Origin of the sequence: Paracoccus sp. S-4012 (assembly GCF_009674885.1) — a bacterium.
In the GTDB taxonomy this organism is placed as follows: Bacteria; Pseudomonadota; Alphaproteobacteria; order Rhodobacterales; family Rhodobacteraceae; genus Paracoccus.
On the sequence record NZ_WKKA01000003.1, the window covers coordinates 253,286 to 265,996 of the forward strand.

Genomic DNA, 12,711 nt, shown 5'->3' on the forward strand with positions numbered 1-12,711 from the left:
CCTCAGCCCGCCTGATCGTCGATGCGGGCCAGCGATTCCTCGCGGCCGAGCGCTGTCATCATGTCGAAGACGCTGGGGCTGGATGTCCGCCCGGCCAGGGCCGCCCGGAGCGGTGCCGCGATCTTGCCCAGACCGAGGCCATGCGCCTCGGCAACCCTCATGGCCGCCGCCTCCAGGTCGTTCCGCGCCCAGTTAACATCCGGTAACGCGAGCGTCAATTCGCGCAGTATACCACGGGATACCGGATCGAGGGACTTTGCCGCCTTGTCGTCCGGCGTCACCGGCCGCCCGATCCGCGCGAAATGCGCCTGCTCGAGCAGCGCGGGCAGGGTCTTCGCCTTGGCCTTCAGCACCGGCAGCGCCGCGGCGATGCGCCCCCGCTGCACCTCGGTCAGCACCGGCTGATCCGTGGCGGCGAGGAAGCGGTCCAGCTCCGCCATCAGCGCGGCGTCGTCCATCATGGCGATGTGGTGGCCCGAGACATGCTCGAGCTTCTTGAAATCCAGCCGCGCGGCGGCCTTGCCGATCCCGTCCAGATCGAACCATTCCCGCGCCTGCGCGTCGTCGAAAAGCTCGTCGTCGCCATGGCTCCAGCCGAGCCGCGCGAGATAGTTCCGCATCGCCGCCGCCGGGTAGCCCAGCGCCGCGAACTCGTGCAGCCCGACCGCCCCGTGGCGCTTGGAGAGCTTCTTGCCGTCCTCGCCATGGATCAGCGGGATATGGGCGAAGACCGGGCGTTCCCATCCCATCGCGTCATAGACCTGGATCTGGCGCGCGGTATTCGTCAGGTGGTCGTCGCCGCGGATCACATGCGTCACGCCCATGTCGTGATCGTCCACCACCACCGCCAGCATGTAGGTGGGCGTCCCGTCCGAGCGCAGCAGCACCATGTCGTCCAGCTCGGCATTGGCGATGGTGACCTCGCCCTGAACCCGGTCGCGGATCACCGTCTCGCCCTCGCGCGGGGCGCGCAGGCGGATCGCGTAAGGGGCATCCGGTCGGGTCGCCGGATCGGCGTCGCGCCACGGGCTGAGAAAGGGCCGGCGCGGATTTTCGGCCCGCCAGGCCTCGATCTCCTCGGGCGTGCTGAAGCAGGGATAGGCGCTGCCGTTCGCCAGCATCTCGCGCGCGACCTCGGCATGGCGCGGCTGGCGGGCGAACTGGCTGATCGGCTCGCCGTCCCAGTCGAGGCCGAGCCAGGTCAGCCCCTCGAGGATCGCCGCCGTCGCCTCGGGGGTCGAGCGGGCGCGGTCGGTGTCCTCGATCCGCAGCAGGAAGGTGCCGTTGCGGCCGCGGGCATAAAGCCAGTTGAAGAGGGCCGTCCGAGCGCCGCCGATATGCAGGTAGCCGGTCGGCGAGGGGGCGAAGCGCGTGACCGGCGGACCGGGGGCCGTGGCGGCGGTGGCGTCGGTCGGCGTGTCGGGCATGGGGCTCTCGGGCGCAGGGGAGCGCGGTCCGGGATTAACCTTCCGGTAAGCTTCCCGCGCTAGGCTGGGCCACGAGATAGCGGCGGGCCGGGGGGGTGTCCAGCAGTTGAAGGGGCGGCAACCATGGCGGTGATCGAGGCTGATGGCCTGCCGCGTCCGCGCCGCCGCGCGGTTGCCGACGCCCGGCCGGCGCGCCCGGTGGCGGTCGCCCGCGCGGGCTGGTTCCCGTGGCTGCCGGTGTGGCTCGCCTGCGGGATCGGGCTGTGGTTCGCGCTGAAGGTCGAGCCGGGGGTGCCCGCCTACGGCGCCGCCGCGCTGCTGGCGCTGGCGGGCCTGGCCATCTCCCGCGCCGCGCCCCGCGGGGCCGAGCGCATGGCGATCCCCTGGGCCGCGGCCGATGCCCTGCGCCTCGCCGGCTTCGCCCTCGCGGTCGCCGCCCTCGGCTTCGGCCTCGCCGGGCTGCGCTCGCATCTCGTCGCCGCCCCGGTGCTGCAATTCCGCTACTATGGCCCCGTCGAGGGCCGTCTGGTCGAGATCGACCGCTCCGCCCGCGACCGCATGCGCCTGACGCTCGATCAGGTGACGCTCCGCAACATGGCCCCCGAGCGCACGCCCGATCAGGTCCGCCTGAGCCTGACCGAGACGCCCGCGCGCCTGCCCGAGGTCGGCGCGCGGATCATGCTCACCGGCCATCTCGGCCCGCCGCCCGGCCCCGCCGCGCCCGGCAGCTTCGACTTCCGCCGCCAGGCCTGGTTCGAGCGTCTCGGCGCGGTCGGCTACAGCCGCACCCCCGTCATGCTGGTCGCGCCCGCCGCCGAGCGCGGCCCCTTCGCCGTCGAGCGCCTCAGGAACCGCGCCTCGGCGGCCATCCAGTCGGAGATCCCCGGACAGGCGGGGGCCGTGGCCTCGGCACTGCTCACCGGCGATCGCTCGGGCATCGAGGAGCGGACCAACGCCATCATGCGCGATTCGAACCTCTACCACATCGTCTCGATCTCGGGCCTTCACATGTCCATGCTGGCGGGCTTCGTCTATGCCGCCATGCGGACCTTCCTCGCCGCCGTGGCCGCCGCGGGGATCGGCGCCGGCCGGCCCGGCCACAAGCTCGCGGCGCTGACCGCACTTGCCGCCGCGGCGGCCTATATGCGCCTCGCCGATGGCGGCCCGGCGACCGAGCGCGCCTTCGTCATGGTCGCCGTCTTCCTCGGCGCGATCCTCGCCGACCGCCGCGCGATCTCGCTGCGGACCGTTGCCCTGGCCGCGCTGATCCTCCTCGCGCTCGCCCCGGAGGCGCTGACCCAGCCGGGCTTCCAGATGAGTTTCGCCGCCACCGTCGCCCTGATCCTCAGCTACGAGCCGTGGTCGCGCCTCTCCCCCCGCGTCCCGCGCCTGCTCCGCCCGGTGGCGATGCTGGTCCTCTCCTCGGCGGTTGCGGGCTTCTCCACCGCACCCCTCGCGGCCGCGCATTTCAATCGCCTGTCGGAATACGGCCTGATCGCCAACCTGCTCGCGGTTCCGGCGATGGGGATCCTGGTGATGCCCGCCGGCGTCGTCGCGGCGCTGCTGATGCCGGTGGGCCTCGCCGGGCCGGCGCTATGGGTCATGGGCCTCGGCACCGGCTGGATGCTGGCGGTGGCCGAGCGGGTCGCGGCGCTTGGCGGCGCGGTGACGGCGGTGCCCGCGCCCCCCGGCCCAACGCTGGCGCTGATCGGCCTCGGCGCCGTGATCCTGTCGCTGCTGCGCCCCGGCGGCCGTCCGGCCCCGCGCGCGGTGCAGGCGGCGGGTCTGGCCGCGCTCATCGCCGGGTCGGCCCTCTGGGCCACCACTCCGCGGCCGCTCCTGCTGGTCGGCCGCGAGGCCGAGGCGGTCGGCCTGATGACCGGGGCCGGGCGCGCGCTCTCGAAACCCGGCGCCGCCTTCACGACCGGCAGCTGGCTCGAGGAGGACGGCGATACCGCCGCGCCCGAGACCGCCGCCGAACGCCCCGGCTGGGACGGTCCCCGCGGCGCGCGCCGCGCCGCGCTCCCCGATGGCCGCACCGTCCACCACCTCACCGGCAAGGGCACCGAAGAGGCCCTCGCCGGTGCCTGCCGGGACGGCGCCCTCGTCATCGCCGCAGCCCGGCTCGACCCGCCGGCAAAGGCCGACTGCCGCCTTCTCGACCTGCAAGCCCTCGGCCGCACCGGCGCGCTCGCCCTCTGGCCCGACGGCCGCGAGACCACCGCCGAGGCCACCGCCGGCCGCCGCCCCTGAACCGGTGCAGGCTCTTCGCCGTGACCCAAATATCCCGGGGGAGTCGCGCAGCGACGGGGGCAGCGCCCCCCCTTTTTGCCTCAGCCGACCTCGGCAAACACCCTCGTCAGCGCCCGGTCGAGCTTCTCGAACATCTCGTCCATCTGCGCGTCGGTCAGGATGAAGGGCGGGCAGAGGACGATGGATTGGCCCAGCGGGCGGCAGATCAGCCCCTCGTCGGTCGAGGCGTTGGCGATGCGCTCGCTGACCGAGAGGCTGGCCTCGAAGGGTTGCTTGGTCTCGCGGTCCCGCACCGCCTCGAGGGCCCACATGTAGCCGATCCCGCGCAGCTCGCCGATATTGGCGTGCCTTTGCATGATCGCGCGCAGTCCCGCCTCCATCCGCGGGGCGCCGTCGATCACCCGCTGCGCCAGCCCCTCGTTCATCACCACGTCGATCGCCTTCAGCGCGATGGCGCAGCCGACCGGGTGGCCGGAGGCAGTGAAGCCGTGCGGGAACTCCTCGATCGCGGCGATGGCCGCGTCCATGCGATCCGAGAGCTCCGGCCCGAGGATCACCGCGCCCATCGGGAAGAAGCCTGCGGTCAGGTTCTTCGAGCTGATGATCGCGTCGGGGGTGAAATCATAGGTCTGGCAGCCCCAGGTCGAGCCGGTGCGGCCGAAGCCGGTGATGACCTCGTCGGCGATCAGCGGGATGCCGTGCCGCTTCAGGATCGGCTGCACGGTCTGGAAATACCCCTTCGCCGGCGGGATGACGCCGCCCGCACCCATCACCGGCTCGGCGAAGAAGCCGGCGATGGTGTCGGCGCCCTCGCGGGCGATCACGTCTTCCAGTTCCCGGCCCAGGCGAGCGACGAACTCGGCCTCGGTCTCGCCCGGCTCGCCATAGCGCCAGAAATGCGGGCAGGTCAGGTGGATGAAGCCCGGCAGCGGCAGGCCGAAGACCTCGTTATAGGGCTTGCCGGTCATGGACGCGCTGACCGCGGTGACGCCGTGATAGGCGTTCCAGCGGGTGAGGATCTTGCGCCGTTCCGGCTTCCCCTCCGCCCGGTGCAGGAACCACAGCATCTTGACCATGGTGTCGTTCGCTTCGGAGCCAGAGTTGGTGTAGAACACCTTGCCGCGCGCGAAGGGCGAGACCTCGACCAGCTTCTCGGACAGCATCACGGTCTGGTCCGACATCCGCCCGAAGAAGGCGTGATAGCCCGGAAACCGCTCGTATTGCGCCTTGGCCGCGTCGATCAGCCCGCGATGATCGAAGCCGGCGACCATGTTCCAGAGGCCGGAATTGGCGTCGAGATAGCGCCGCCCGTTGGTGTCGACGATGTAGGGCCCCTCGCCATGGGTGACGACGACGGTGCCGCGCTCGGCCACGCTCGGCAGGTCGGTGAAGCCGTAGAGGGAGTAGGTCTCGGCGCGTTTCTCCCAGCTCTGCGGGGCGTCCATGGCGGTCTCCTGGAATGGCGGTCGGGGGAGCCTAGCCGTCCGAGGGGGCGGCTTCAACGCGGCCAGACAGCCTGGTTCTGTGCTGGGCGAGGGGAAACCCGCGCGTCCCGGCTGCGTTGCGCATGGGTTGCGGATGTGAGGACCCATGGCCCGGCAGGACGACAGCATCACCGCCAGCATCGCGATCGCCGCGCCGATCGAGCGGGTGTGGAACGCGCTGATCGACCACCGCCTCTTCGGCCAGTGGTTCCGCGTCGATCTCGAGGGCCCCTTCGCGGTCGGGCAGCAGACGGTCGGCGCCATCACCTATCCCGGCCACGAGGGCGCCCCCTGGCGCTCGGTGACCGAGGTGATCGACGAGCCGCGCCGCCTGGTCTTCCGCTGGCCGCATGGCGATGACGAGGACGGGCGCGAGCCGGACTGGACGGTGGTCGCGTTCGACCTCGCGCCGATCCGCGCGGGCGGCACCCGGGTCACGGTCACCGAGACCGGCTTCGCGGCGCTGCCCGAGGGCAGCCGCGAGACAACGATGCGGCGCAATGCCGAGGGCTGGGAGATCCAGACCCGCAACCTGCGCCGCCATGTCGAAGGCGGGACCGGCGGCTGAACGCGCGGCAGGGCCGGGCCTTTCCAAGCCGCGGGCCGCGCCCTAGAAGGTCGCGGTTCCCGAAGGAAGGCCGCGCCGATGTCCGCCACCGCTCCCGCCACCGCCGAAACCGTCGCTCCGCAGCCGGGCATCATGGAGATCGCGCTCTACGAGGCCGGGGCGAGCCATGTGGCCGGGCATCCCGATCCGGTGAAGCTGTCGAGCAACGAGAACCCCTGGGGCTGCTCGCCCGCCGCGCAGGCGGCGATCGAGGCGGCGGCGGCCGCGGCGCATCGCTATCCGTCGTCCGACCACGCCGGGCTACGGGCGGCCATCGGCGAGGTCCATGGGCTCGACCCGGCGCGGATCATCTGCGGGGCCGGTTCGGACGAGATCATCAGCTGGCTCGCCCATGCCTATGCCGGGCCGGGGACCGAGGTTCTGTTCACCGAGCACGGGTTCCTCATGTACCGCATCGCCGCGCAGACCGCGGGCGCGACCCCGGTCGCAGTGCGCGAGCGCGAGCGGGTGACGGACGTGGACGCGCTGATCGCGGGCGCAACGCCCGCCACGCGGCTGGTTTTTGTCGCCAACCCGAACAACCCGACCGGCACCATGATCCCGCTTGCCGAGCTGGAACGGCTGGCGCGCGCCGTGCCGCAGGCCATCGTCGCCCTCGACTCGGCCTATGCCGAGTTTGCGGAAGGCTATGACGGCGGCGCGGAGATCGCCTCGCGTCTGCCGAACGTGGTGATGCTGCGGACCTTCTCGAAGATCCACGGGCTGGGCGGGCTGCGGGTCGGCTGGGCGTATGGGCCGCGCGCGGTGATCGACGTGCTTGCCCGGATGCGCGGGCCGTTCAACGTTTCCGCCCCCGGCCTCGCCGCCGCCGAGGCCGCGATCCGCGACACCGCGTTCACCGAGCGCTGCCGGGCGGAAACCGCGCGCTTGCGCGACCGGCTGGCCGATGCGCTTGCGGCGGCGGGGGTGCCGTCCGACCCTTCCTTCGCCAACTTCATCCTCGCCCGCTTCCCCGACCGCGAGACGGCCGAGGCCTGCGACGCCGCGCTGCAGGCGGACGGCCTGATCGTCCGCCGGGTGGCGGGCTACGGGCTGCCGAACTGCCTGCGCATCACCATCGGCGACGAGGTCGCCTGCCGCCGCGTGGCCGAAAGCGTGAGGCGCTTCATGGCCGGACGGGGCGCATGAGCGGGGAGGCCGAAGCCGCCCCCTTCCGCCATGTCGCGCTGATCGGCCTCGGCCTGATCGCGTCGTCGATGGCCCATGCGATCCGCGCCACCTGGCCGGAGGTCCGCATCACCGGCTACGCCCGCTCGGCCGAAACGCGCGAGACGGCGCGCGAGGTCGGCTTCTGCAATGCCGTCACCGAAAGCGCGCCGGAGGCGGTCGCCGGCGCCGACCTCATCGTCCTCGCCGTGCCGGTCGGCGCCATGGGCGGGGTCGCGGCCGAGATCGCGCCGCATCTGGCGCCCGGCGCGGTGCTGACGGATGTCGGCTCGGTCAAGCAGGCCGTGATCGAGGCCGTCGCGCCGCATGTCCCCGAGGGCGTCGCCTTCGTCCCCGGCCACCCGCTGGCCGGGACCGAGCACAGCGGTCCGCGCTCGGGCTTCGCGACGCTCTTCCAGAACCGCTGGTGGCTCCTGACTCCGCCCGAGGGCACCGACCCGGAGGCGGTGGCGCGGCTCACGGCCCTCGTCCGCGGAATGGGCGCCAATGTCGAGACGATGGAGCCCGCGCATCACGACCTGGTCCTCGCCGTGACCAGCCACACGCCGCACCTCATCGCCTATACGATGGTGGGCGTGGCCGACCACCTGCGGCGGGTGACGGACGAGGAGGTCATCAAGTATTCCGCCGCCGGCTTCCGCGACTTCACCCGGATCGCGGCCTCCGACCCGACCATGTGGCGCGACGTGTTCCTGACCAATCGCGAGGCCACGCTCGACATCCTCGGACGCTTCACCGAGGAGCTGTTCGTCCTTCAGCGCGCCATCCGCATGGGCGACGGGCAGCAATTGCACGACTATTTCACCCGCACCCGTGCCATCCGCCGCGGCATCATCGAGGCCGGGCAGGACACCGCCGCGCCCGATTTCGGCCGCGGCGCGCCCGATCAGCGCAGGTAGAGGCGGGGCGCCGGGCCGATCGGCAGCGGGCCGAGGAAGCTCTGCCCGTCGCGGAAGGCGACCGTGATGCGCGCCGCCCCCTCATGCGGCTCGGGCCAGGCGGCGGGGCGCGGCTCTGCGGCAGGTTCCGCCGCCGCCGGCGTCTGAGCCACCGCCGTGAGGATCGTCGCGGCCAGCGGCGCGGCGCGTTCCGGGAGCAGCCCCACGGCCGCCGCGCGCTCGACGAAGCCGCGGCTGTCGGCGGTGTCGACCAGGATCTCGCCCTCGGCCCGGCCCTCGGCATCCGCGACGACGCGCCCGTAGATCCGCGCGGCGAGATCGTCGAGCGCGAGGTCCAGCCCATCGACCCGGAACCCCACGATCCGCGGCCCGACACCGTCGCCGCTTGGCGCCGCCGCCCTGACCGGCACCCGGTCGAGCCACAGTCGCCCGGTGCCCTCGGCCCCGGCGACCCCCGTCACCGCCCCGCCGCTCAGCGCGTCGAGCGACAGGTCCGCCACCGCGAGGCTCACGTCATAGGCCGCCCCCGTGGCGCGCGGCGCATCCGCGCCGTAGCCCGCAAGCTCCGCCGCGAGGTCGATCCGCCCGACCGCCGCCGCGCCGTCCAGCACCGCGTCCTCGGCCAGCACCCGCGCATGGCTGAGGGCGAGGCTGTTGGTGGGCGAGAAACTGGCCCAGGCCTCCGCCCCGTCGGGGCCGAGGACCAGCTCGCGCCCGCCGCCCGTCAGCGTCGCGCCGGGCGCCACGGTGACATGCAGCGTATCGGGACTGGAGGGCGGCAGGAAGATGTCCACCCAGTCGGCCGCGACGGTCCCCTCGGGCGCGGTGGCGGTGAAGCCGCGCACGCGGACGCCGATGCGGTCCGGCTCGCGCAGCTGGCTGACGCGCGTGGCCTGCAGCCGCGGGTCGCTGGCGATCGCCTCGCGGATGGTCCGCGCGAGCAGCGTCTCGCCCCCGATCCAGCCGCCGACGACGAGACCGGCGAGCAGCACCAGGAGCATCAGCACTGTCCGCATCGGCACCCCTTTGCCGCGGCAGCAGCGGCCCTTCCGTTCGCCGCGCATCGTGGCGTAACTTGCGCCCGAGCGGAAGGACCTCGCCCGACATGCCCGATGGCTGCTGGATATTCGCCTATGGCTCGCTGATGTGGGACCCCGGCGTGCCGGTGGCCGAGCGGTCGCCCGCGCGCCTCATGGGCTGGCAGCGCAGCTTCTGCCTGCGCTCGATCCAGCACCGCGGCACGCCCGAACTGCCGGGGCTGGTCCTCGGCCTCGATGCCGATCCGGGGGGAGAGTGCCGGGGCGTGGGCTTGCGCGTCGCCGAGGCGGACTGGCCGGAGGCACTCGCCTCGGTGCGGGCGCGGGAGCTGGTGACGCATGCCTACCGCGAGGCGGAGCTGCCGCTGCAACTGGACGACGGGCGGCGGGTGACGGCGCTCACCTATGTCATGCGCCGCGAGCATCCGCAGTATGCCGGCGACCTCGCCCCCGAGGCGCAGGCGGCGATCATCGCGGCGGCGACGGGCGGGCGCGGGCCGAATGCCGACTATCTCGAGAACTTCGTGCGGCATCTGGCCGAGCTTGGCCTCGCGGATGCGGAGGCCGAGGCGCTCGCTGCGCGGGTCCGGGCGCTCAGGGGCGCGGTAACCAAGCGGTAACCGGAATATCAGGCTTTGCTTGGCATGGGCCTGCAGCCTGCCTACACTCCTGCGCGAAGCGTCATGCGGGGACGGCCGGACTTGAACGACACCACCCAGCCGGGGCCCGGCCAGGACGATGCAGCCGTGGCACGGCGGCAGGCCGAGGCGCAGGCCGCCGCGGGCCGGCGCGCGCGCACCTTCTCGGCGGCGCGGCGGGGCGAGGCGGCGGCGACGCCGCAATTCTCGCAGCCGGTGCGCCAGATCGTGCTGATGCTGGTCGTCCTTGCGCTGGTCGTGGCCGGCGGCGTCCTCGCCTATTCGCAGATCTACAGCATCTTCCACGCTAACCTCTGGCTCAACGGCACGATCCTCGCGGTGTTCGTCCTGGGCGTGCTGGCCTGCTTCTGGCAGGCCGCGCAGCTGGTCGGCTCGGTCGCCTGGATCGAGCGTTTCGCCGCCCGGCGCGAGCAGGCGCTGAAGGCGGGGGTCGCGCCCAGGGCCGAGGGCGACACCGACGAGGCGCCGCGGCTGCTGGCGCCGCTGGCGGCGCTGCTGGGCAGCGCGGGTCCGTCAGGCGGCTTCATTTCGACCAGCTCCGGCCAGTCGATCCTCGACAGCGTCGCCACCCGCGTCGGCGAGGCCCGCGAGATCACGCGCTACCTCGCGCAACTGCTGATCTTCCTCGGCCTGCTCGGCACCTTCTACGGCCTCGCCACCACCATCCCCGGCGTGGTCGAGACGATCCGCGGCCTTGCCCCGGAGCCGGGCCAGACCGCCGCCGACATGTTCGGCCGGCTGATGGGTGGCCTCGAGGGGCAGCTTGCGGGCATGGCCACGGCCTTCTCGTCCTCGCTCCTCGGCCTCGCCGGATCGCTCGTGGTCGGGCTGCTGGAGCTGTTCGTGATCCACGGGCAGAACCGCTTCTATCGCGAGCTCGAGGAGTGGATGAGCGGCTTCACCCGCGTCGGCATCGGCGGGGCGGAGGGGGATGCGGCCGGCCTCGATCACGCGGCGCTTGCCGGCTTCCTCGACCAGATGGCGCTACATCTGCAGGCCCTGACCGAGTTCTACGCCCGCCGCGACGAGGTGCAGGAGCAGCACCAGATGGAGGCCGACGAGCGCGCCCTGGTCATGGCCCGCAGCGTCGAGCGCATGACCGAGCAGGCGCGCGCGGATGCCGGCGAGGGGGCGGAGCAGGCCGCCCGGCTGGCGGATGTGCTCGAGCGGCTGGCGGCGCAGGGCGGGCCCGACCCCGGCGCCGCTGTGCAGGGCGCGCGGCTGGCCGAGGCGGTCCAGCGGCTGGCGCAGGGGCAGGAGCGGCTGATCCAGGTCGCCGCCTCGGCCCGCGACGAGGCGGCCGACCGCGACGACGGCACCGAGGCGCGGATGCGGCTGCGCTCGATCGACCTCGCGCTCGCGCGGATGGCCGAGGAGACCAGTTCCGGCCGCGCCGACATGATGGTCGAGCTGCGCGCCGACATCGCCCAGCTGACGCGCGCGGTCCGCGCGCTCGGCGGCACGGCGGGGCACTGAGATGGCGTCGCTCGGCCGGCGCGGGCGGGGCCTGGGCGAAACCAACATCTGGCCCGGCTTCGTGGATGCGATGACCGCCCTCGTGCTGGTCATCATGTTCGTGCTGACGATCATCATGGTCGTGCAGGGCGTGATGCGCGAGCAACTCACCGTCCAGGACGAGCGGCTTGGCGTCCTCGGGCTGCAGGTCGCGGAGCTGACCGACGCGCTCGGCACGGCCGAGGGCGAGGCGCGGGGCCTCGCGGCCGAGCGCGACGCGGCTGCCGCGCGGGTGGCACAGCTGTCGGAGGATCTGGCGCTGCGCGACGCCGACCTCGCGCAGACGCGCACCCGGCTGACCGATGCCGAGGCCGAGGCGGCGGCGCTGATCGCCGCGCGCGCGGCGGCGGATGCCGCGGCCGAGGCGCGGGCGCGGGGGCTGACCGAGCAGGCCGCCGCGGCCGGTCGCCGGGCATCGGCGGCGGAGCTTGCCGTGGCCGAGGCGCGGGCCGAGATCGACCGGACCGCCGAGGAGGCGCGCCTCGCCGCCGCGCGGGCCGACGCGCTCGAGGCGCTCGCGGCCGACTTGCGCGCGCAAGGCGCGAGCGATGCAACGGCGCTGTCGGAGGCGCAGGCGCGGCTGACCGAGGCCGAGGCGACACAGGCCGTGGACGCCGCCGCGGCCGAGGCGCTGCGGCAGCGGTTGGAGACGGCGGACACCGAACTCGGCGCCATGACCCTCGCGCTCGAGGAAAGCCGCAGGCGGGCCGAGGACACGCTGACGCTGCTGGCCGCGGCCGAGGCCGCGCGCAGCGGGGCCGAGACCGAGGCCGCGGCGCAGCTGACCGAGGCCGAGCGGCAGGCGGCGCTGTTGGCCGTGGCGCAGGAGCGGTTGTCGCAGGAGGAGGCGCTGTCGGCCGAGGGGCAGCGGCGAGTGGCGCTGCTGAACGAACAGGTGGCCGATCTTCGGGCACAGCTGGGGCAGTTGCAGGCGGTGCTGGAGACCGCGGGCGAGGCGCAGACCGATGCGGAGCTGCGCGTGGCCGACCTCGGCCGGCAGCTGAACGCGGCGCTGCTGCGCGCGGCGGAGGGCGAGCGGGCGCAGGCCGCGCTCGAGGCGGAGCGGGCGGCCACGGCGGAGGCCGAGGCCGCGCTCGCGGTCGAGCAGGCGGCGTCGGCGGCGGCGCAGGCGGCGCTCGAGGCCGAGCGCGCCGAACGGGCCGAGGCCGAGGCGCGGGATCTGACCCGCTACCGCTCGGAGTTCTTCGGGCGGCTGTCGGAGATCCTCTCGGGCCGCGAGGGCGTGCAGGTCGTGGGTGACCGCTTCGTCTTTTCCTCGGACGTGGTGTTCCCGGCGGGCGAGGCGACGCTCTCGGCCGAGGGCCGGGCGCAGATCCAGCAGGTGACCGACCAGCTGCAGGAGATCGCGGCGGCGATCCCCCCCGAGGTGGACTGGGTGCTGCGGGTGGACGGCCATACGGACGACACGCCGCTCTCGGGCACCGGGCGCTACGCCGACAACTGGGAGCTGAGCCAGGCCCGCGCGCTCGCGGTGGTGCGCTTCATGGTCGATTCGCTGGGCTTCCCGCCCGAGCGGGTGCTGGCCGCGGGTTTCGGCGAGCACCGCCCGGCGGTGACGGGCGACTCGCCCGAGGCGCGGGCCGCGAACCGCCGGATCGAGCTGAAGCTGACCGAGCGGTGA

At 73.5% G+C, this 12,711-nt stretch carries 10 protein-coding genes; 7 read left to right on the forward strand and 3 right to left on the reverse strand.

Annotated features, from left to right (window positions below; genetic code table 11):
* Positions 1-2: 2 nt before the first annotated feature.
* Positions 3-1,427, reverse strand: a complete 1,425-nt coding sequence (gltX, locus tag GI374_RS06630) for a glutamate--tRNA ligase (protein ID WP_154336223.1) — start codon at positions 1,425-1,427, stop codon at positions 3-5.
* Between the two features lie 123 nt (positions 1,428-1,550).
* Between gltX and GI374_RS06635 the strand changes: the two genes are divergently transcribed.
* On the forward strand, positions 1,551-3,680 hold the full coding sequence (locus GI374_RS06635; RefSeq protein ID WP_154336224.1) for a ComEC/Rec2 family competence protein: 2,130 nt from the start codon (positions 1,551-1,553) through the stop codon (positions 3,678-3,680).
* 80 nt (positions 3,681-3,760) lie between these two features.
* Here the strand turns inward: GI374_RS06635 and GI374_RS06640 are convergent, their stop codons facing one another.
* Positions 3,761-5,125, reverse strand: a complete 1,365-nt coding sequence (locus GI374_RS06640; RefSeq protein ID WP_154336225.1) for an aminotransferase — start codon at positions 5,123-5,125, stop codon at positions 3,761-3,763.
* Positions 5,126-5,270: 145 nt separating this feature from the next.
* Here GI374_RS06640 and GI374_RS06645 point away from each other — a divergent pair, with 145 nt between their 5' ends.
* From GI374_RS06645 to GI374_RS06655, 3 genes are all read left to right on the forward strand, one after another.
* Positions 5,271-5,732 carry an SRPBCC family protein gene (locus GI374_RS06645; RefSeq protein WP_154336226.1) on the forward strand — a complete coding sequence of 154 codons (462 nt, stop codon included), beginning with the start codon at positions 5,271-5,273 and terminating at the stop codon, positions 5,730-5,732.
* 78 nt (positions 5,733-5,810) lie between these two features.
* Positions 5,811-6,920, forward strand: coding sequence for a histidinol-phosphate transaminase (gene hisC, locus GI374_RS06650; RefSeq protein ID WP_154336227.1), 1,110 nt, complete (start codon positions 5,811-5,813; stop codon positions 6,918-6,920).
* Complete coding sequence (locus tag GI374_RS06655; protein WP_154336228.1) at positions 6,917-7,858, forward strand: prephenate/arogenate dehydrogenase family protein; 942 nt, start codon at positions 6,917-6,919, stop codon at positions 7,856-7,858. The genes hisC and GI374_RS06655 overlap by 4 nt, the downstream gene beginning before the upstream one ends.
* Here GI374_RS06655 and GI374_RS06660 read toward each other — a convergent pair.
* Entirely contained in the window at positions 7,846-8,859 is a 1,014-nt protein-coding gene (locus tag GI374_RS06660) for a DUF2125 domain-containing protein (RefSeq protein WP_195759858.1), read from the reverse strand. The genes GI374_RS06655 and GI374_RS06660 overlap by 13 nt on opposite strands.
* A gap of 104 nt (positions 8,860-8,963) precedes the next feature.
* On the opposite strand from GI374_RS06660, the gene GI374_RS06665 reads away from it, so the two are divergent.
* From GI374_RS06665 to GI374_RS06675, 3 genes are all read left to right on the forward strand, one after another.
* The gene (locus GI374_RS06665) at positions 8,964-9,515 is read left to right on the forward strand and encodes a gamma-glutamylcyclotransferase (protein WP_154336230.1); all 552 of its coding nucleotides are present in this window, start codon (positions 8,964-8,966) and stop codon (positions 9,513-9,515) included.
* An 81-nt stretch (positions 9,516-9,596) separates the two neighbouring features.
* The gene (locus tag GI374_RS06670) at positions 9,597-11,030 is read left to right on the forward strand and encodes a hypothetical protein (RefSeq protein WP_370515184.1); all 1,434 of its coding nucleotides are present in this window, start codon (positions 9,597-9,599) and stop codon (positions 11,028-11,030) included.
* A 1-nt stretch (position 11,031) separates the two neighbouring features.
* Positions 11,032-12,711 (forward strand): peptidoglycan -binding protein, encoded by a 1,680-nt coding sequence (locus tag GI374_RS06675; protein WP_154336231.1) that lies wholly within the window; start codon positions 11,032-11,034, stop codon positions 12,709-12,711.